Source organism: Vibrio frigidus (assembly GCF_042465995.1).
GTDB lineage: Bacteria > Pseudomonadota > Gammaproteobacteria > Enterobacterales > Vibrionaceae > Vibrio.
Genome location: NZ_JBCDMC010000007.1, coordinates 97,690 through 116,604 on the forward strand (window position 1 = coordinate 97,690; position 18,915 = coordinate 116,604).

Sequence of the window (18,915 nt, forward strand, 5' to 3'; positions counted from 1 at the left end):
ATTTAGACGGTCATACGCCGTGTTTCTCGTTCAGATAGTGCCAATTTTCACGCGCCATTACAATCAAGGTACGAGTAGTCTCATTGCTTTGATTAGCAGATTAAAATGATTTGATGGTTTGTTGGTGTTATGACGGTTGAACGCGGAAGAAACTCTCTTTCAAACAGTATTGGTATGTTATATCGTGCAGCACAAACAGATTAGTTGACGTTATGGTAAGCGCCAAAACGTAATCTATAGAGCCTACAATTTTTCGGCTCTATAGATTACTCAGATGAGGTACAAATACGACCTAACTGTAAAAAGCTTCGACAACGCCTTTTAGCTTAATCAAAATGGGTTGTCCACGACGGTCTACCGCTTTAGGTGATGGGATTTTCACCCAACCTTCACTGATGCAATATTCCTCAACATCAAAGCGCTCTTTGCCGTTAAGTCGAATACCAATTTTGTGCTCGAAACATTCGGCCACATGATGTGGGCTGCGAGGATTGCCCGAAAGGTGGTCTGGTAAAGCGGGTTGCGATGTAGTGTCATTCATGTTCGAGGTCTGCAATAAATAAAAAGTTGCGCCATTGTAGACAATGTAGACCTAACGCTCAAGAGCTGTAATAGAGGTTAGAGGCACAATGTTAATCCAAAAATTCTTAATACAAGATTCACGAATATCGAAAAAGTTAATAAAGACAGTCAGCGTATAACTAAGTGTGTTCATACTGTGTCTGTTTTGTCAGATTTTTCGTTTAGATTGGACGATGTCTGGTTTTGAAAAACGAGCACACCGTAATGGTTTTCTTGTCTTTAGCGACGTCGTTTAATCTGGTCTATTATATTGCCTGTCGTATTCGATTTTGTTTTGGTACGGGTTATCGATCCATTGTTGGCTTTGTCGCGTTCAAGGTTATTTACTTTTCAAGCTAATGCGCTTCGAATGCTTAATGTTCTATATGCGACTTAAGTGATATGATTGACTGTAATTTATACAACAATGCGATCAAGTAGTCGCATTTTTTTTGAGTATTTTAAAATTTTATTGATTGCTACGGATAGAGAAGGCTTGTTAGATGGATTTGAAAAATCGATATTTTACGGTGCTAGACGCTTTGCCAGATCATGTATTTATTTTCTCTGAGTCCGGTATTTATATCGATGTTTATGGTGGCGATGATAATGCTACCGGTTTTGACTGCAAGCCATTTATTGGACGGTCACTTTATGATGTTGCGCCTCCCGACATGGCCAAAGAGTTTCATTCCCACATAGTAGCGGCTTTGGAGTCGAACAAAACTCAGCTTGCCCATTATAAGTTTGATAAGCAGGATATGATTGACCTACCAGAGCATGTCCCGTCTCCACAAGAGATCTGGTTTGAAGGTATTATTAAGCCTCTTCCATTAATAGAAAACGGTGAGCGTACCGTTGTGTGGATAGCCAAAAATATCACGAAACGCCATCTACTAGAGCAACGATTAAAGGTGTTATCAGAGATCGACGATTTAACGGGTATTGCCAATCGACGATCATTTACTAACGCATTAACAACGTCTTTAAATGAGTACCAATCACGTGGCCGAAGCTTTTCACTTATCATGTTAGACATCGATCGCTTTAAACGTATTAATGACACATTAGGGCATTCTTATGGCGATGATGCTATTCAGTATGCTGTAAAAGTGCTTAAAGCTGAGTTAAACGAATCGGACTGTTTTGGACGAATTGGTGGTGAGGAATTTGCCATTATTCTCAATGATATTGACTTAGAAGATGCCACTATCATTGCTGAAAAGCTAAGAGATAAGCTGGAAAAAAGCAGGTTTATGGCGGATGAGTACGAAATAAACCTTACGATAAGTATCGGTGTCACGCAGGTCATTAAAACCGATAGCGATGTGAAAAATATATTGGCGAGAGCAGATAAAGCCATGTACCACTCCAAGAATACCGGGAGAAATAAGGTCAGTATTTATTCCCTTGAGATTGATAAAAATAATTTTTTATCAACTGGATGAACCTCAAACATTTTATGGTTATGCAAAAATAGAGAAGATGGTCAAATGAAAGCCTAAGTGACGAATTAGAAGGGAGTGTTAGTGAACTCATCAAAAAGTACAGGTTTGGAACTTCCTCTCCAACGAGGGCCGTTCCAAAATAATGGGGCAACACCTTGGTATTGTGAACTTGGTATCGGCTCCCCCAGTCAAAAGCTCAAAATATGTTTTGATACAGGGAGCAACTTCAATTGGGTAACGTCTAGTTTATGTGCAGAAGATAGTTGTAAGCATTACGCCGATTCTCGATTCAACATGTCCGCTTCTTCAACCTTTGAATGGATCAGTACAAAAGAACAATCTGTGAGTTTTGGTCCCTGGGGAACCATGGAAGTTGAAACAGGAAGCGACAGATTGTCGTTTCCGCACGTTACTCATGCTTACGAATTTTTTACCGATCTATTCCTTGCTAAAGCGTATTCAGGCTCACAGTTTGAAGAGTTGGATTGGGATGGTGGAATAGGATTACCTAGCAGCCAGAATAGCTCGATGAATCAGGTGAATAACGCGTCTCCTTTCCGTTTCCATTATTCTGCGAATGATAATGGGTCCCAACCGAAATTTGATTTCTTTTTACAGCTTGTACAAATGGGGCTAGTCAGTGAGAAAACGCCTTATATCTCATTCCTGACTGAATCTGTCGGCGTAAATGATGCCATTGGGAGCATCGGTTTTGGCCGGTTAGACAAGTCGTATGCGTCTTCTCGAGAGTATATATATCTGCCTTGGTCATGCTATCAAAAAGAGGCCAGTTACCTGTGGAGCTCATCGGGTGCATCAGTAAGCGTAGCGGGTAAACCTGTCGGGACAGATATGTTTTTCTCACTCGATAGTGGTTCATCACAGTTCAAAGGCGATGAACGAGTGTTATCTCAACTGTTCGATCTAACGAAAGACAACAACCCCGTTGTGTCCATTTCGTTATCTGATGAAACTGGTCAAGAGTACGGCAGCTTTGAAATTACCAGTGATATCTATAAGTGTGAGATTGAAGCAGGCGAGAAAAAGGGTCAAATAGTGTCTCAATTTCAAGGCCTTTCGGGTGCAGACAACATGCTATTGGTTGGGTCGGTACTGATGGATCACCTGTACACTGTTTATGAGTATGAAATGGTGTCTGGTAATGATATTCAACCCAAAGGGGTTTGGGTATTTAACAAACACGGTGGTCCTAAAATTATCAAGACGAAACAGACCTCTCCGGCATCGCTATTTAATAACCTAAACGAGGAATCATGATGAACGAAGGTTTGGCAGGAATGTGGGTTAACTCATTTGGCTCACAGATGTCTCTTGTTATTGACGGTACAACGTTACGGGGAACATATTCTTCGCACACAGGGTCGACCGGTTCGTATTTACTGGTGGGGAGTTGTTCTGCTTATCAGCCTTCTAAAGAGCTTGGGCAGAGTATTGCAATGGCTATCTATTGGAAGAATATCGAAGATGGGGTTAAAGATGAAAGCTGGCACTGGGCTGGTTCTATGTGCGGGCAGCTTCAGTTAGATGGCAGAATGACTTTGACTAACTCAATTGTGGTCTCTGTGCCCTTCGAGAGTTTTCAAAAAGGCAACTACATAGATGAGTTAGTCTTTACCAAAGCAGATGACGCAGAGCAACCTGATATCTCGATTATCAAGAATGGCTTAATGGATCTGCAATCCGATACAAAGGCCTACCCAGTCGCGGGGAAATGGGTAGGCTTAGATGACGATATAGCGCTAGATGTTTATCAAGTAGACGTAAAAACGGGATTGACTAAAGCCATGCTGACAACCGCGGACACAGATGTTCCGCTGTTAGGTTTTATAGATACTGATGTAGAGTTAAACATGGCTCAAAGCATTAGTCTGACCGGGTATTGCTCGGATTCTAATGAAACGAGCTCTATCTCAGGGATGCTGAACTATGGTCGAGATCATCTTATTTTATATTCATGGATGGCGGGACCAACATCACCTCAAGACAGTTTTATGCAAACTAGATTGGAAAGCATAACACTAAAAAAAGTAATAATTGAATAGCGGATAGAGCTGAATTTAAACGGCGCTACTTTTTCTATAATAGTGCCGATAATAACCAATTAAGTTACTGGAAATAAAGAGAACTTCCATAATAACGGCGGTTGGAGAGCCGACTAAGTAATTGTGAAAAAGCCAAAAAGTCGTGCCCACCACCATAAGCTCTCTTAACCGACGGTCGTCCTTGTTAAAAGCCGCCACGGTTTGAAAAATCGATCCTAAACAACTCAATACACTGACTAGCCCGGCATAAGTAATAAAGGTAGCCAATACCGAGGCAGAGCAAAATAAGTACTTAAGCTTTGACGAGGTAGAAAATACACTCATTAAATAACGGGTAGTGGCGATGACCATTAGACTTGCCGCTGTCCATTGTTCTAGCAAAATGAAATGGCTTGAAATGAGGATACCAGCGCAAAATAGGCATGCGACAATCTTCTTCCTTTCTTTAAACTGAAAAGACATCAAGTCAAAGCCAATGGCTATTGAGACTAAGACCTGAGATAAAAAAAATGCCGACACTTGAACCTCCAAAGAATATCGCACTTAATTAACTTGCGCAGCACAACGCAATACGATGCTTCTGTGTTGCGTCATAACTATAAATATTGAATAGCATTAACAATGCAATGCGTTGTGGGTGAGATGGTTTAGTTCGTTAAATCGGCTAGACCGATGAAGCGAAATAAGCTTCGATCTCTGCCTTTGTCAATTCTTTGGTTTCGTTTGAAAAGCAATAGTAATCTGGACGCTGATCACTAAAGTATTGCATGCTCATCGCCAAACCGTTGAGTTCTGGAAACAAGCCGACTGGCATGTTGTAGCCGCCAGTTTTGTTGAGGCGATAGTAAAGATGTGTTCCGCATTCGCCACAAAATCCACGGGTTGCCCAAGGCGACGATTTGTATTCTTTCACCATTTCAGCATTTTGAAACTTAACATCGGTACCACACTGAACGGCAAAAAACGGACCGCCACCCCAAGATCTGCACGTATCACAGTGGCAAACTGTAAATTTGGGGTTGACCTCATGAGCCTCTATTTTGACACTTCCACAAAGACAACTCGCGAGCTTTTTATCTGATTCAACCATTCTTTTTATCCTCTATTTCTACGTGTTGGCAATCTATATAAGTAGGTTGTGATGACAAAGTAGCTAATTGTACACGCTAATTTCTACCAAATTATTATCTGGGTCCAAAAAGTAGACCGACTCAATTTGACCCATGGCTCCCGACTTATCGACAGGGCCTTCTATGATCTCTATTTTTTCGTTCTTTAAGTGCGCGACAACATCGTTCAGGCTCCAATGAGTGATAAGACACAAGTCACCAGAGCCAACGCGAGCATTATTTCGTGGTTCTTGCCCTAGCGTTTGAAGGTTGATTTTCTGGTTTCCAAACCTTAGCGCCTTGCGCCCGTTCGCAAATGCAATCTCATCCATAAGCAAAACCCGGCGATAAAACGTCACCGAAAATTCAATATCAGAAACAGTCAGAACTACATGATCAATATGACTTATCATTTTGTCCCCTTGTATTAACACCTTGATAGTCAAAGAGCAATGCCCTCTTCCTTACCCAAGATAACATATCATAATCGCCGACGTTAAGCTTAGCGCTTAAATCTCAGAGTATTGAACGGGGCATTTTTACGAGAGTAATTTACGTGTGGACAACTCGTGCTTCCGATAGCTCATCGGCCACTGGAGGCTCGAAAAACGTTTCCATCATGTTAAACATACCAAGCGTCACTTCTATAGAATAGGTCTTACCTTTCGCATAAAAGCCAAATTTGACCTCTGCAACGTTGATCCTTTTCTGTTGCCTATGTTGAAATAATCTCATCGGAACACGACATTAAATCTTGCGGGACATCCGGTATAAATAATTTACTCAGTCGTTCATCTTCAGAGAATCGAATGGCACTATGTTGTTCAGCGATTTGATGTGCGATGGTTGATTTTCCAACGCCAATAGGGCCGCAGATTAGATGTATCATTACGTACTCACTTATTGATATAACGTTTAATGCGTATGCAAGCAGAACTTACCTTGAACAATTAAACCGTCGCTAGCAGCCTCACGTTTACGATTGGGGTTTCTGGGTTGGGGTTAACTCAATCCGTTGCGCTTGAGGCAATCAAAGACGGCATTAGGGTTAACTCGGTTGCCCCAGGAGTCACTTGGACACCTCGTTGGGAAGAACGACAGGTATCGCAAAATCCCAATATTCGTAGTGAAATAGAACCACACATACCAATGGGCCGATTTGCGGAAACGACAGAAGTAGCGAATGCTATCGAGTGGTTGAGCTCAGATAAAGCAAGCTATGTAGTGGGCCACACGCTCGTTGTTGATGGTGGATTATCGTTGGTGTAGATGAAGGGGGGGTCTAATATCACCAAGATTCCCGTTTTCACGGGAATGACGATGACCACTTTTTCTTAAGTGAACAGCAACAAGGACAGCCATCTTATGAAAAATAGCGTCGGTTTGCATAAAACCCACTAATGCCTTGTAAAACGAAGTATCCCCAGAGACCATAAGTCATGTCAATTTGGGTTGGGTATGAGCACACATCGAACGAATAGTCGAAGTCGATTGAGCACTATAATTCTAATAGGAACGTTCGCTCATACCTATCTAATATTACTCGGGTTACTATCTGAAGTTCTTGATATACGTCGACAATTTCAGGCGAATACTATCAAAGATAGAAGAGTATTAAGTTACTTCACCCTTGGGAAACGAGTATTCAAAAACAATTATCTAGTTATAACAGTGTCATCTTGGCGAACAACGATTAATACCTTCTGCCAAAAAATTCAACTTGCTCAAGATCTTAGGGTTTAAGTTTGTGGGGATCCCTCAGTGACTGTCCTTATTGTCTGGGGGAGTTTTCAAAGTTTGAAATGGTTGCCTGTTTTATACTAACAGCTTGGTAAACAATACCGAGCAGAAGGTGGGGTATGCGTTTTTACCGGATCACGATAATAACGCAATGTATTATTGATAAAAAACAGGGTAAGAGAGGTGATCAATATATAAACTGTATAAAACCTTTGCTGCAGCGTATTGATTATGATGAAAATAGTTTACAAACTTCTCTTTGTGTTGGTATGTGTCGCGTTACAAATTGCCCCGGCGAATGCAGGGTATTGTACAGATAGTAATTGGGACAAAGCCAAAAAACTCTATAACAAAGCCGAAGACCGCTACAATGTTCAAGTCAACGAGTTTAATGAACAGGTTGCTATTTACAATTCATTCAACTTTATATATTCCCAAATTCCAGAAAGCACCACTAATGAGAAATTATATCGACAACTACAAAGAAAAAAATATACCGCAGAGTCGAATAGTAATGCTTTGGAGGTAATTAGGATAAAGCTAATAGAAATTAGAAGAACCACGGTGAAGTCAAAAAATATGTGGGATAAATTAGCAGAGTATTGTTACGACGAAGACCGATATGATGATTATAAGTCGGGCCGAAATAATATGAGAAATGCTATTGGTGTGAAAGAGGACATTGACGACCTTAATGAGAAAATTCAAGGGTTCAAAAAGAAGTATAGCAGAGAGGTCACTTCTATTCAGAGTGTTGTTTTTGTTGAACAACAGGTTGGAAGTGAACTTACTTGTAATGAAGCATGGAAAAAAACTAATCACATTGAAGAGACGAATGACTCTTTTAGTTATTTCCAAAACTTTCTTGAGTCAGAGCATCATTCTAATAGTCGTCACTCATTAAATCTTCGTCTAATATCGGCGGCAAAATCTGAATATTTCGATGTAAACAATGCCGAAAAGGCGGAGTACGTTAGTAAACTAGTCGATGCCCTGAACCTTTTAATTGCTGGCTTTACTAAAATTATAGATGGTGAGTCTAATCACTTGAATCTAGGATCCAATACGTCAACGATAATAATAGAAGAACTTTATCAACAAAATCGTGATGACTTTCCTTTTGAGCTTACTCATGATCTTTTACGTGGAGGGATAGAACTGAACCCGACGCAAGTCAACGCTGCTAGAGAGTTTTCGATACAAACTCGAAATGAGTTGATGGAATCTAGGAAAATATTTCTTGTTGTTCTCGATAGAGACGCTGACAAAAATAAACGAGTGTATTTTCGATATAATGAGCCGTGTACTCCAGGTGTCAAAGCGCAAAATAAATCCACGGTTATAGATGGCCTGTCTTTATCATTTACCTATGTTTGTGCAGAAGATGCTGAATCTCAAATGACCTACATATATGCTATTCCAGATACCCAAGAAGCGATGGGCAAGTTAGTCACTACTTTTAAAAAGAAAGTTTGGGTGGATGCGCAATTATTAGGGATTCAATCCGATTATCTTGTCAAGTTTTGGGCGAATGGATTTACTCGTACCTGGAATGGGCTATAGCGTATAAATTTGGGTAGGCTGCGGTGTGATTTGAACTCTGTATGGCCAGTTATTCTTGACCACTTTATACCTAAGCTATCATTTTGTAGAGTACTAGGGATACAACAAGGACAGCTGTCTTATCGTTGGATTAGATGCGGGGGGTTTGTGTTTGGTTGGTTTAGAGGTCATTTAGGCGGCCTTTGATGGACATTTATTCTAAGGCTTTGTGTGTGTTTGTTTTAAAAGGTGACTTTCCTTTTTTATCCTTAGGTTTTGAAAAATTTGATGTTTCGGTTAACTTCAGCTACTTCAAATTACGTGAGCCACCTACAAACTGGTGACTAGTTTTATTCATCTACTGCAAATAAAACTACTACTAAATGCTGGCTTTAAGGTCCATCTTGCGACTTTGCTTGATATCCGCATAGAAGAAATAGACATAAATCATATACGTGACAATAGTTAATAGTAGGAAGAAAGACATAGCAGTAGCTTGCCCCTTGAATATGGCGATTACCATAGTTATAGCGATTAAGATTCCGCTAATAATTCTACAAATCAGATTGAATGCCATTGCTGATTTCTCATCTAATATTGATGTTATTACTGATATTGCATAAACAAGCAAAGCTACAATAGAACTGCCCATCCAGTTTAAATTTTGGAATAGATCTAACAAGGACAGCCATATTTTGAAAAACAGCATCGGTTTCCAAAAGATCCACTAATGCCTCGTAAAACAAGGGCGTTTTGACCACTGCTCGAAGCCAACACAACACCTTATTATCATTGTGTCTCGCGGATTGTTAACAAGACTACGAACGACTACGGCGAAGACTACGGAGCCTGTCCATTTAGTTATTTATCGAAAGCTCCCATGAACCACAAGGGTGAGAGCTCGGCAAATGCGGAAATTAAAAAGCAGTCCACACGCACAGTGCTTCTTCAATATATTTTTATTGGTTTATAACATTTTCAATTTTTTAAGGCATTTGTGCTGTGCTGAATTTTACAAAAGTCGAAGAACGGGTGCCTTGATTACATGGCGTAATATCACTGCTGATTAAGGGGTAGCCTACCGGGAAACTGAGAATTAATTTAGTTAAGTTCACAGTGCTATTGTAACAACTGAACAACATTATTTGTTGTTTTAAATAAAAATAATAACAATTAGTTATTTGTTCTTACTTTTAATGTGGAATGAAAATAGAAAGATGAATTTCCTTCATGTTGATGTGGATAATTTATCAATATAGAAATTTATTATTATGAGGTACTTTTATCACCATTAGAGACACATCTGAAGACCATATTAATCTTCATTGCTTTTTTGGACGTATAGACTCATGAAAATAGAAGTAGACTTAAGTATTTTAGTCAAATTTATTGCTGGCGTTATAGGGTCACATTGTGAAATCGTAATACACGATTTAACTGATTTGTCCAATTCTGTAATTATTATCGAAAATGGTTACCTTACGGGAAGAAAGGTAGGGTCACCTGCAACAAATTTAGCATTGCAAAAGATAAAAAGCATCCAAAATGGCAGTAATGAGCCTTACTCGTTGAATTATCGAGGTCGGGTACAGAATGGAATAGAGCTACGTTCATCGACTCTCATCATCTCTCAAAATAGCATTCCCACCTACATGTTATGTATAAATATTGACGATAGTAAAATTGAACATGCAATAAATTCTATTAAATCAATATTACCTAGTTACGAGGTTAGAAACTCGAAAGATGAAACCTTTCATAATTCGATAGAAGATGTCAGCAATAACATTATTCAACAAACAATGAACGAGATGGAAATCAATGATTTGTCTCGATTGTTACTTGATGAAAAAGTTAGTTTTGTTAAACAAATTGACGAAACTGGCTTATTTACCATAAAAGGTAATGTTCAGAAAATTTCCAAAATGATTGGAATTTCAGATCAAACTTTATATAGATACTTAAACAAGGAAATATAATGCAAGTTAATATTTTATTTGCAGAATCAGCACCTAAAGCCGTGGGTTGTTATTGTCACATGGCAGTCATCGGTAATACCGGTTATATATCTGGCCAATTACCTCTGAACCCTATCTCAATGAAAATTGAAGGAGAAACAGCCAAAGAACAGACAGTCCAATCACTTAGTAATTTATTGTCCATTTTAAGTGAAAATAATTTATCCAAAAAATCGGTAGCAAAAACGACCATCTATTTAAGCAATATCTCTGATTTTTCAGAGGTTAATGATGTTTATAGCTCATTTTTTGGTGACCACACACCCGCTCGTTCTTGCTTTTCAGTACAAGCATTGCCTTTGGGTGCGTTAGTTGAAATAGAAGCAATTGTTGCTATTTAATCAGCATCAAACTAATAAAAAAACATTCTATATTACGATAAAGCAATTTATCAATTTTAATTCTAAATAACGGAAAAAAATTATGTGGAAAAAACTCGAACCTTACAAATCATCCCTCGTGTTGCTATTGGCCTTATTCTTAGGTGGCACTTTCGGTGTAATAGCACCTGAAATGGCAATTAAATTAAAACCTTTAGGTAAAATTTTTCTAAACCTCCTTTTCATGATTATCGTTCCTCTTGTAGGAATCAGCGTAATGTCCTCTATTGCTGGCATGAGTGACCTTAAAAAACTGGGGAAAATATTAGGTATTATCTTTTTTGTATCTATTGCAATGTCTATTATTCCCGCGCTTGGGGTCATTGGTCTTGCCAGTATTTATGACCCAGCGCAAGGTGTCACTATTGACTTGAGTCAAGAATTTACAGGTGGCAGCGGAACCATGGATTTCGTTAGCATGTTTACGACGAATGATTTTTCTGGACTCCTTTCTAAATCGAACATCTTAGCGTTAATTGTCATGTGTATTCTTGCAGGTGTTGCTATTGGTCAGTCTGGTGAGAAAGGCAAGCATATTGCTTATCTATTAGATTGTGCAAACGAAGTAATTATGAAGATTGTTTCTATCATTATGACCGTCGCTCCAATTGGTTTAGGTGCATTCTTCGCGGCAACAATGGCAGAGCAAGATTCTGCGTTATTAGGTACATTTGCACGTGCTATTGGCTTGTTCTTTGTGGCTTCGGCTATCTATTACGTAATTGGGTCAACCGTTTATTCTTACATTGGCGGTGGTACAAAAGGCGTGAAAGCGTTCTGGGCGAATGCTATAGAACCAACGATTACTTCTCTTGGTACTTGCTCATCACTTGGTACACTACCAGTTAATATTCGTGCAGCTAAGAAAATGGGTATTCGCGAAGATATCGTAGATATTTGTTTACCTCTTCTCGTGAACCTTAACAAAGGCGGGGTAGCAATGATTGCTGCGCTGAAGATTGTATTTATCTATTCTGTTCTTGGCCTTCCTTTTACTCCAGACGTTTTCTTTATGGCAATGGCTATCGCTGTTTTGTCTGCAATTATTGTAGGTGGTGTACCCGGTGGCGCGTTCTTGGGTGAAATATTCATCGTAACTACGTTAGGTCTACCTTTGGAGACGATTCCTATGCTCGTGGTTATCGGTACTATTACTGATGCACCTGCAACCTTAATTAACGTAATCCATGACCTAAATGCAACTCAAATTGTAGAGCGTTTCATGGGTAAAGAAAAACAACAAGATGTTTCTATTGAAACTCAAACGGCATAACGGAAAACAAAATGACTTCAAAAAAAATGGAAACAAAATTAGTTACTGCTGGACGCACAAAGCGCTTTCAACAAGGTTCTGTAAATCCAGTTATTCAACGAGCATCATCTTTAGTTTTTGATTCAGTGAAAGCCAAAAAAGCAGCAACAGCAAAACGTGGTGAAGGTGAATTGTTTTATGGTCGTCGCGGTACATTAACTCACTTCTCATTCCAAGAAGCGATGTGTGAATTAGAAGGCGGTGCAGGTTGTGCACTTTACCCTTGTGGTGCCGCGGCTATATCCAATGCGATCTTATCTTTTGTTCAGCATGGCGACCATGTGTTAATGACAGGAGGTGCTTATGAGCCAACACAAGATTTTTGTAACGTTATCTTAAAGGATATGGGCGTATCAACGACTTATTACGATCCAATGATTGGATTTGGCATAGAGGGTTTGATAGAAGAGAATACTAAGGTTGTTTTCTTAGAATCTCCGAGTTCAGTGACAATGGAAGTTCAGGATATTCCTGCAATGGTTGCCGCAATTCGTAAAGTTAAGCCGGAAGTTATTATCATGATTGATAATACATGGGCAGCAGGTATTTTGTTCCCAGCTTTAGAGTACGATATTGATATCTCTATTCAGGCAGGTACTAAGTATATTGTGGGCCACTCCGATGCAATGTTGGGAACGGCTGTTTCAAATGAACGTTGCTGGGAACGTCTACGTGAACGTTCTTACTTAATGGGACAAATGGTTGATGCTGATACAGCTTATGTCGCTTCCCGTGGTTTAAGAACAATGGGAGTTCGCTTAAAACAACATGCAGAGAGCAGTATTAAAATTGCTCAATGGTTAAGTGAACGTCCGGAGGTTTCCCATGTGAATCACCCTGCGCTGCCTGGTAGTAAGGGCCATGAGTTTTACGTAAGAGATTTTCTTGGCTGTAATGGTTTATTTTCTTTTGTTCTAAATGAGCGTTTATCCAATGAGCAGTTAGAAAATTACCTAGATAATTTTCAGCATTTTAGCATGGCCTACTCATGGGGTGGTTATGAATCATTGGTGTTAGCAAATCAACCTGAAGAGCTTGATGCCATTCGACCAGCAGGAGGTGTTGATTTCTCAGGCACGTTGATTCGACTACACATCGGACTAGAAGATTCAGATGACTTGATAGAAGATTTAGATAAGGGATTTTGTCGAATCACTAGTTAATCGTCATGGTTACTTAGCCTTTATAACTATGAAATATATAGTTATATTATAAAAAACTGTTTACCTCATGGCTGAGTAAAAGGAACCTCCATCATCTTTGGGGGTTTCTTTCAGATATCAACGTTGCCTTGATTCAGTATACGAACATGGCAATTTTTTATTGCCGAGGTTTACACAACTCAATAGTCAAGCTACATTGCCTTCGGATATTCTACTCACATTTAATTGGCGAAAGTTTATGATTGAAATTAAACATCTTCGTACTTTGTCTATTCTGCGAGATACTGGTTCGTTAATTGCGACAGCCAACACTCTTTGCTTAACCCAATCAGCCCTATCTCATCAGCTTAAAGATCTAGAGCAACGATTAGGATGCCCACTATTTTTAAGAAAAACTCGCCCAGTACGCTTTACAGCAGAAGGTGATGTTTTATTGATGTTGGCTGATGAAATTATACCTAGAATTAAGGCTACCGAGCATACATTGGCCAACCTAAAAGAAGATCCGAGTGGACGTTTACACATGGCTATTGACTGTCACTCTTGCTTTCAATGGTTAATGCCTGCGCTAAAGGAATATCAGACTCATTGGCCCAATGTAAAGCTTGATTTTTCCTCTGGTTTTGGTTTTGAACCTTTACCAGCAGTGATTTCAGGTGAATTAGATTTAGTTATTACTTCTGACATACAGATCAAAAGTGAAATCCATTATGAACCTTTATTTGATTTTGAAATGAAGTTGCTTGTCTCACCAAGTCACCCATTTGCAGCAAAAGAGAGAATTGAAGCAAAGGATCTTTTAAACGAGACAATATTGATTTATCCAGTTCAGAAGCAGCGATTGGATATTGTAAAGCACTTCTTGCAGCCAGAAGGAGTAGAACCTAAAGCATGGAAACAAGCGGACAATACCTTGATGTTGGTTCAAATGGTCTCTGCTGGTTTAGGTGTCGCAGCACTTCCCAATTGGGCGGTACATGATTTTTCTCGTCAAGAACTTGTCGTTAGCAAATCACTTGGAGAAGGTTTATGGTTAAGACTATTTGCAGCAATTCGATCCTCGGAAGTTGAACGCCAGTATTTTAAATCTTTTTTTGCGATCGCTAAACAACAATGCTACACCAATTTAACGGGTATTAAAGCCCCATAATTCTAAATATAGTCTGCAAATTGACAGTATCAAGATACAACAAGAAAGATACAACAAGGGAGTTGAACTAAAGTTTCATTTTAATCTATATAAGGCCTGTAATGGATTATACTAATTTGATGTTACTTTCAGTGTTACATTAAAATCCTGCCTAAAAAGGAACTGAACTCGCGTCCGTTTATTATAAGGTAGTCCGAAATTAGAACATTTATATAGCTAAATCTTCTTAATTATCTTCTTAGCATTCTCAAAAATTGCGTCTGAGATGTGCTCAGGAAAATCCTTTGGTAGATTCGCTTTTACTTGTAAGATCGCTTTAGGTAGCGCATCTTTCATTTCATCCATTATCTTTTGCATCTTATCTTGATTAAAGTTTACAGCTTTCGCCGTATCTAAAAAGTGACGAGGTAAGATTTTATTCACCTCATACTTTTTTCCTTTCGTCGCTTTTAATCCCATCGCTAGTTTTAGCTTTCTAATATTGAGCCCTTTGCCCCCTAAGAGTGGGTAAGCGGACAAAATATCGTAGAACGGGGTTAGGCTATAGCTACCTCCTTTATCAATGTAGATAGAGAAGTTTTTAGCGTGTCCGTCTGTCGCGCCTATAATCCATTGAAACACTTGGAATCTCATGAAGTTATACTGATCTTCTAGGGCATTGCTTGAGCCCATTAGTAACGCCATGATCTGGGCGATGCTAGGACCACCCTGAGATTCGTATTTGATTGATGATGGCATGCCAAACACCTGGCAAATATCTTCTTGAGGAAGGCGAATCAAACCTGACTTGTCTTTCGTCCAGCGTCGATCAAATCGTTCTACTGCTAGCGCTTTAAGGCAATCTGTTTCGATTATACTAACGTTAGGAACGATAAATCCCAGAGCTCTGGCTAGCGCAATGCAAAGGTATTCGTTCTCTACACTGTCTTTGAGATCCAGTGTTGCATTGGCTTGTTGTATTTCACCTATTGGTAGTTTGATAATATGGGTTGTTGGCGTGTTTCCTTTCGGTATACACCATTGTCCGTTTACGAACAGGAGGGCCGTTTTCTCTTGAGCACCTGCTACTGATATTCTAAAGTCTTCTTCTTCTTCAAGCATCCCGAGTGGAATATCTGACTTATATCCAGAGAGCACGGCTTCTAGCTTCTTATTATCCAATACTTCGTAGTTGAGTGGTTCTTTTTTGTAGGGAAGATCGGGTGGGAGCAATGCAATTGCACCGACGCTATCCTTACCGACTTCTTTAAGGAGGTCGAAGGGCTGTTTGGATGAAGCTTTGTACCTAGAAACGATCCTATCTCTGACCTGTGGGCTATCTGGTAAGAGGTTATCAAAATAGTTTATAACGGCATCTGAAGTTATTGGGGGCAATTGAAGCTTTAAAGATAATGATATTGGGCGAGCTTTAGCATTATTTACCCAGCTTTTATCATATTGAAAAATATGGGCTCCATTCTTACGTTTTTCCAAAGCACCAACAAGTTCACCATTCATGTATGCTATTAGCTTTTGCATTACCAACTCTCATCATTTTCATCTAGCGGAGCCACTAGCGTTTTTTCTTGGATACTAAGCGTTAGATCCATTGCTTGGATAAGCTTAAAGAAGGTAGAAAGTGTTGTTTTGTTGGGGTTATTCTCAAAGTTAGAGATGGTTGCTTGCTTTATTCCAACCTTTTTCGCCAGCTCTGATTGAGTCCAGCCGTTCTTTTGACGTATCAGGAGCATCATGTCTGCTAGTTGTTTTGGACTATATACCATTTGTTTCAGCCCTCAATTAGGTTGAAGTATCCTTTAGTGGGTATAAAGGCTAACATATCCTCACAAGGGGGTAAAGGCTCATATATCCTCACAAGGGGATATGTTGGCCTTTATACCTTAGTGGGGTTAAGGTAACTTTGCTTTACTAAGGTATAACTTCACTAACATACAAATGCCAAAAATATTTAAGGCGTGTAGATTGTGTAGGTAATGTGGCTTGACGCTGATTTCTGGGACATTAACGTGATCTACAACGTCAACAAGAACAATCATCTTATCAACGGTCAAGTTTTGGGTGAATGGATTTACTCGTACCTAGAATGGACTATAGCGCTTCTCTTATAGTGTGTGCCCTCATTGATGATTGACAATGTTACACAGCAGCTCTTTTTTGAACGATTATTCTATCGCTTAAGCTGTGGTCACTCTTTTTGTCATAAGGGATGCGCAACAACCCATTAGGCACAATATAAAGACAACATAAAATGCTCCATAGTTGCCCGTTTTGTCGATAACTAAAGCAAAGATAGGGGACCCGATTGTAGCGCCTAAATTTCCTAATTGAGCTATTGAACCATTCCCCATTGCTTGCTCTTTGGCATTTTTTGATAGAGCAGGAATTAAAGTAAATGTCCCACCCTGAACAATTCCGGATAGGAATAAAAGTAATGTAGCACTAGAAACAAAATAACTTGAAGTCTCAGCAAATAAAACAGTCATAAATGTTGCCAGCGCAACCCCACAGTATGCTGTAAATACAAGGTACGAAGGCCGTATATAGTATTGAGATAAAAACCCAGAAAGGAAAGTACCTGCAATGCTGAAAAGAGGGAGAGTTATGAATAATATTGCTTGAATACTATTATCTTGAGACATTCTCGGGATGAAAGTTAATAATGATACAAACATGCAAGTGTGGAATAAGAAAACAATACCGGGTAAACATGTTCTAGGGTTCAAATAGACATCAATAGTATCTCTCAAAAGGCATTTAATGTTGATTGAAACAGATACAGATTCGTATGATTGAACATTTTTATAAATGAACAAAAAATAAGTCAATATAGGCAAAGATATGACACCATGACTTAAGTATAAAACTGACAAACCATAGGCATTTAAGATGTAACTTCCTAACCAGCCTGAAATAGCAAAAGCAACACCAAAAAACGTCCCCCATATTCCCATGACTAAAGAGTGATGTCTTCTGGCAGAGCTGCGTAACATCAGTGTTGGAGCCGCAACAATGATACCCAGATGGGATATGCCTTCTATTATTCGACTAATGAACAATATAGGATAATTGGGTAGGAAGGATTGAATTATTGATAAAGCCCCACCAATACTTAAAGAAGTGACTAATACTCTTTTATAACCTAAGTTTCCGGAGAGAACACCAGCCACTGAGCCAAAGAAAATGCCAACAAGACCTACTACAGATAGTAGAGCTCCTATTTCAGAACCTTCTTTTTGATAAAACAGTATTAAGCTATCATAGGAAATTGAGTATTTTGCAAACTGCATAGCGGCAAATATACCCGCACCCCAACAAATGAAGATATCGAGCCAAGAGGTGTTTGTTCTTATAGTGCCTAGTGCTGAAGAATTAGGCATTAAATTAGCCCTAACATTCGAGGTAAATGTTCGCAACAATTACAAACCTTTAGCTTTCCTGATGAAACTTCAACGACGTAATGGATCATAGCTTTTGGTACTTGAGAATTTTGAGGTATTGTGAATTGTGGTTCGATCGTAAATTGGCCCGTTTTAGATAATTCCCAGCTAGAGGACTCACTTAGAAACAATCTTGAATCTCTCATGGCCTCTGCATTATTGTCAGTAAGCTCATTTGTTATATGTGAATTATGAGGAGTTAATGAATGTAAAGACGGTAATGTATGTCCGTAATTGTAGCCATTGTCTGTAGAGCTCCAAGTTTTACCTTCATAGCTATATTTGCTTATGTTTTTTAAAGTTTCTGTGGCATTAATTGCTATAGTTTCAGTTAGTAGTGAAAATAATGGTTCATCACTTAGTGAATCACCAAACGCTATTGATTCTTCAAATTTTAAGTTTTTAATTTTGCAAAGATTACGAGGTATTATAGGTTTGTCATTGGGTGTTAGTGTTTTTATATCACCGCTTGTATTTGGAGGGTATGTACTACTAAAAACAAAATAAAAGCCATATTTTTTGAAGTGTGAGGAAAATATATCTTGGGACATTGTTATTAAACAGCTAGTACCACCATTTCGTTTTATAATAGCAAGGCATTCAGATGTTCCGTAAATTTTTTTTGCGTTTGAAAAAGCTTTATGAGACAGCTCTGGGTCAATATAACCCCACAAAATAGAAATCAATCTAGTAAACTCAGTTGTGGGTAATTAATTTTTTTCGAATGACTTTTAAAGTTCGAGTAGTTCTTTTTTGTACCCAACACTTTTGCCAGTTCAATTAAGCCAGTAGTGTTAATTAGAAGAGTTCCATCTATATCGAATATATACAATCTGTTTTGCATATTGACCCTCTATTTTTAAGGTTACAGTAGTTGTATCGGGTTTATGATTAAGTACTTTTATGAAAGTGAGAGATAAACTTTGCATTTAGCTATCTGATTATGCAATAGCATTTATGCTAAATATAAATTTCCTAATGCTAAATTGTGT

At 38.9% G+C, this 18,915-nt stretch carries 19 protein-coding genes and 1 pseudogene; 10 read left to right on the top strand and 10 right to left on the bottom strand.

Annotated elements, in window-relative coordinates; genetic code table 11:
• Nucleotides 1–292 precede the first annotated feature (292 nt).
• Nucleotides 293–541 (bottom strand): DUF3297 family protein, encoded by a 249-nt coding sequence (locus AACW90_RS13250; RefSeq protein ID WP_195702389.1) that lies wholly within the window; start codon nucleotides 539–541, stop codon nucleotides 293–295.
• Nucleotides 542–1,064: 523 nt separating this feature from the next.
• On the opposite strand from AACW90_RS13250, the gene AACW90_RS13255 reads away from it, so the two are divergent.
• The 3 genes from AACW90_RS13255 (at nucleotide 1,065) to AACW90_RS13265 (ending at nucleotide 4,072) form a co-directional block, all read left to right on the top strand.
• A complete protein-coding gene (locus AACW90_RS13255; protein WP_390235183.1) occupies nucleotides 1,065–2,009 on the top strand; it encodes a sensor domain-containing diguanylate cyclase in 945 nt (314 codons plus the stop codon).
• An 81-nt stretch (nucleotides 2,010–2,090) separates the two neighbouring features.
• A complete protein-coding gene (locus AACW90_RS13260; protein WP_390235185.1) occupies nucleotides 2,091–3,287 on the top strand; it encodes a pepsin-like aspartic protease in 1,197 nt (398 codons plus the stop codon).
• Nucleotides 3,284–4,072, top strand: a complete 789-nt coding sequence (locus tag AACW90_RS13265) for an avidin/streptavidin family protein (RefSeq protein ID WP_390235187.1) — start codon at nucleotides 3,284–3,286, stop codon at nucleotides 4,070–4,072. Before AACW90_RS13260 ends, AACW90_RS13265 begins: the two co-directional genes overlap by 4 nt.
• A gap of 15 nt (nucleotides 4,073–4,087) precedes the next feature.
• Here AACW90_RS13265 and AACW90_RS13270 read toward each other — a convergent pair whose 3' ends face one another.
• The 5 genes from AACW90_RS13270 to AACW90_RS13290 all read right to left on the bottom strand — a co-directional run bounded on the left by AACW90_RS13270 (nucleotide 4,088) and on the right by AACW90_RS13290 (nucleotide 6,070).
• Nucleotides 4,088–4,591 (bottom strand): YgjV family protein, encoded by a 504-nt coding sequence (locus AACW90_RS13270; protein WP_390235189.1) that lies wholly within the window; start codon nucleotides 4,589–4,591, stop codon nucleotides 4,088–4,090.
• 145 nt (nucleotides 4,592–4,736) lie between these two features.
• A complete protein-coding gene (locus tag AACW90_RS13275) occupies nucleotides 4,737–5,162 on the bottom strand; it encodes a GFA family protein (RefSeq protein ID WP_390235191.1) in 426 nt (141 codons plus the stop codon).
• A gap of 63 nt (nucleotides 5,163–5,225) precedes the next feature.
• The gene (locus AACW90_RS13280) at nucleotides 5,226–5,594 is read right to left on the bottom strand and encodes a VOC family protein (RefSeq protein ID WP_390235194.1); all 369 of its coding nucleotides are present in this window, start codon (nucleotides 5,592–5,594) and stop codon (nucleotides 5,226–5,228) included.
• A gap of 139 nt (nucleotides 5,595–5,733) precedes the next feature.
• Nucleotides 5,734–5,916, bottom strand: a complete 183-nt coding sequence (locus AACW90_RS13285) for a hypothetical protein (protein WP_390235198.1) — start codon at nucleotides 5,914–5,916, stop codon at nucleotides 5,734–5,736.
• On the bottom strand, nucleotides 5,897–6,070 hold the full coding sequence (locus tag AACW90_RS13290; RefSeq protein WP_390235200.1) for a P-loop nucleotide/nucleoside kinase family protein: 174 nt from the start codon (nucleotides 6,068–6,070) through the stop codon (nucleotides 5,897–5,899). The genes AACW90_RS13285 and AACW90_RS13290 overlap by 20 nt, the downstream gene beginning before the upstream one ends.
• A 110-nt stretch (nucleotides 6,071–6,180) precedes the next feature.
• Here AACW90_RS13290 and AACW90_RS13295 point away from each other — a divergent pair.
• From AACW90_RS13295 to AACW90_RS13325, 7 genes and pseudogenes are all read left to right on the top strand, one after another.
• Nucleotides 6,181–6,450: pseudogene (locus AACW90_RS13295) on the top strand (SDR family NAD(P)-dependent oxidoreductase); the annotation flags it as partial.
• Between the two features lie 702 nt (nucleotides 6,451–7,152).
• Nucleotides 7,153–8,484 carry a hypothetical protein gene (locus tag AACW90_RS13300; RefSeq protein WP_390235202.1) on the top strand — a complete coding sequence of 444 codons (1,332 nt, stop codon included), beginning with the start codon at nucleotides 7,153–7,155 and terminating at the stop codon, nucleotides 8,482–8,484.
• Nucleotides 8,485–9,812: 1,328 nt separating this feature from the next.
• Nucleotides 9,813–10,442 carry a helix-turn-helix transcriptional regulator gene (locus AACW90_RS13305; protein WP_390235204.1) on the top strand — a complete coding sequence of 210 codons (630 nt, stop codon included), beginning with the start codon at nucleotides 9,813–9,815 and terminating at the stop codon, nucleotides 10,440–10,442.
• Entirely contained in the window at nucleotides 10,442–10,822 is a 381-nt protein-coding gene (locus AACW90_RS13310; protein WP_390235206.1) for a Rid family detoxifying hydrolase, read from the top strand. Before AACW90_RS13305 ends, AACW90_RS13310 begins: the two co-directional genes overlap by 1 nt.
• A gap of 82 nt (nucleotides 10,823–10,904) precedes the next feature.
• Nucleotides 10,905–12,134 carry a dicarboxylate/amino acid:cation symporter gene (locus tag AACW90_RS13315; protein WP_390235209.1) on the top strand — a complete coding sequence of 410 codons (1,230 nt, stop codon included), beginning with the start codon at nucleotides 10,905–10,907 and terminating at the stop codon, nucleotides 12,132–12,134.
• Nucleotides 12,135–12,145: 11 nt separating this feature from the next.
• Nucleotides 12,146–13,336: a cystathionine beta-lyase gene (gene metC / locus AACW90_RS13320; RefSeq protein WP_390235211.1), complete on the top strand. Its 1,191-nt coding sequence runs from the start codon at nucleotides 12,146–12,148 to the stop codon at nucleotides 13,334–13,336.
• Between the two features lie 238 nt (nucleotides 13,337–13,574).
• Nucleotides 13,575–14,486, top strand: a complete 912-nt coding sequence (locus AACW90_RS13325) for a LysR substrate-binding domain-containing protein (RefSeq protein ID WP_347997819.1) — start codon at nucleotides 13,575–13,577, stop codon at nucleotides 14,484–14,486.
• Between the two features lie 216 nt (nucleotides 14,487–14,702).
• Here AACW90_RS13325 and AACW90_RS13330 read toward each other — a convergent pair whose 3' ends face one another.
• The 4 genes from AACW90_RS13330 to AACW90_RS13345 all read right to left on the bottom strand — a co-directional run bounded on the left by AACW90_RS13330 (nucleotide 14,703) and on the right by AACW90_RS13345 (nucleotide 18,609).
• Nucleotides 14,703–16,004 carry a type II toxin-antitoxin system HipA family toxin gene (locus tag AACW90_RS13330; protein ID WP_390235214.1) on the bottom strand — a complete coding sequence of 434 codons (1,302 nt, stop codon included), beginning with the start codon at nucleotides 16,002–16,004 and terminating at the stop codon, nucleotides 14,703–14,705.
• Entirely contained in the window at nucleotides 16,004–16,249 is a 246-nt protein-coding gene (gene hipB, locus AACW90_RS13335) for a type II toxin-antitoxin system antitoxin HipB (protein WP_390235217.1), read from the bottom strand. The genes AACW90_RS13330 and hipB overlap by 1 nt, the downstream gene beginning before the upstream one ends.
• A gap of 411 nt (nucleotides 16,250–16,660) precedes the next feature.
• Nucleotides 16,661–17,863 (bottom strand): MFS transporter, encoded by a 1,203-nt coding sequence (locus tag AACW90_RS13340; protein ID WP_390235219.1) that lies wholly within the window; start codon nucleotides 17,861–17,863, stop codon nucleotides 16,661–16,663.
• Complete coding sequence (locus AACW90_RS13345) at nucleotides 17,863–18,609, bottom strand: HAD hydrolase family protein (protein ID WP_390235221.1); 747 nt, start codon at nucleotides 18,607–18,609, stop codon at nucleotides 17,863–17,865. The genes AACW90_RS13340 and AACW90_RS13345 overlap by 1 nt, the downstream gene beginning before the upstream one ends.
• Between the last annotated feature and the right edge of the window lie 306 nt (nucleotides 18,610–18,915).

Excerpts from the sequence above, each read along its gene's own strand:
- AACW90_RS13275 (WP_390235191.1), bottom strand. The coding sequence starts at position 5,162 with ATGGTTGAATCAGATAAAAAGCTCGCGAGTTGTCTTTGTGGAAGTGTC.
- AACW90_RS13305 (WP_390235204.1), top strand. The coding sequence starts at position 9,813 with ATGAAAATAGAAGTAGACTTAAGTATTTTAGTCAAATTTATTGCTGGC.
- AACW90_RS13325 (WP_347997819.1), top strand. The coding sequence starts at position 13,575 with ATGATTGAAATTAAACATCTTCGTACTTTGTCTATTCTGCGAGATACT.
- AACW90_RS13285 (WP_390235198.1), bottom strand. The coding sequence starts at position 5,916 with ATGAGATTATTTCAACATAGGCAACAGAAAAGGATCAACGTTGCAGAG.
- AACW90_RS13330 (WP_390235214.1), bottom strand. The coding sequence starts at position 16,004 with ATGCAAAAGCTAATAGCATACATGAATGGTGAACTTGTTGGTGCTTTG.
- metC (WP_390235211.1), top strand. The coding sequence starts at position 12,146 with ATGACTTCAAAAAAAATGGAAACAAAATTAGTTACTGCTGGACGCACA.
- AACW90_RS13290 (WP_390235200.1), bottom strand. The coding sequence starts at position 6,070 with ATGATACATCTAATCTGCGGCCCTATTGGCGTTGGAAAATCAACCATC.
- AACW90_RS13280 (WP_390235194.1), bottom strand. The coding sequence starts at position 5,594 with ATGATAAGTCATATTGATCATGTAGTTCTGACTGTTTCTGATATTGAA.
- hipB (WP_390235217.1), bottom strand. The coding sequence starts at position 16,249 with ATGGTATATAGTCCAAAACAACTAGCAGACATGATGCTCCTGATACGT.
- AACW90_RS13265 (WP_390235187.1), top strand. The coding sequence starts at position 3,284 with ATGATGAACGAAGGTTTGGCAGGAATGTGGGTTAACTCATTTGGCTCA.
- AACW90_RS13250 (WP_195702389.1), bottom strand. The coding sequence starts at position 541 with ATGAATGACACTACATCGCAACCCGCTTTACCAGACCACCTTTCGGGC.
- AACW90_RS13340 (WP_390235219.1), bottom strand. The coding sequence starts at position 17,863 with ATGCCTAATTCTTCAGCACTAGGCACTATAAGAACAAACACCTCTTGG.
- AACW90_RS13310 (WP_390235206.1), top strand. The coding sequence starts at position 10,442 with ATGCAAGTTAATATTTTATTTGCAGAATCAGCACCTAAAGCCGTGGGT.
- AACW90_RS13255 (WP_390235183.1), top strand. The coding sequence starts at position 1,065 with ATGGATTTGAAAAATCGATATTTTACGGTGCTAGACGCTTTGCCAGAT.
- AACW90_RS13300 (WP_390235202.1), top strand. The coding sequence starts at position 7,153 with ATGATGAAAATAGTTTACAAACTTCTCTTTGTGTTGGTATGTGTCGCG.
- AACW90_RS13315 (WP_390235209.1), top strand. The coding sequence starts at position 10,905 with ATGTGGAAAAAACTCGAACCTTACAAATCATCCCTCGTGTTGCTATTG.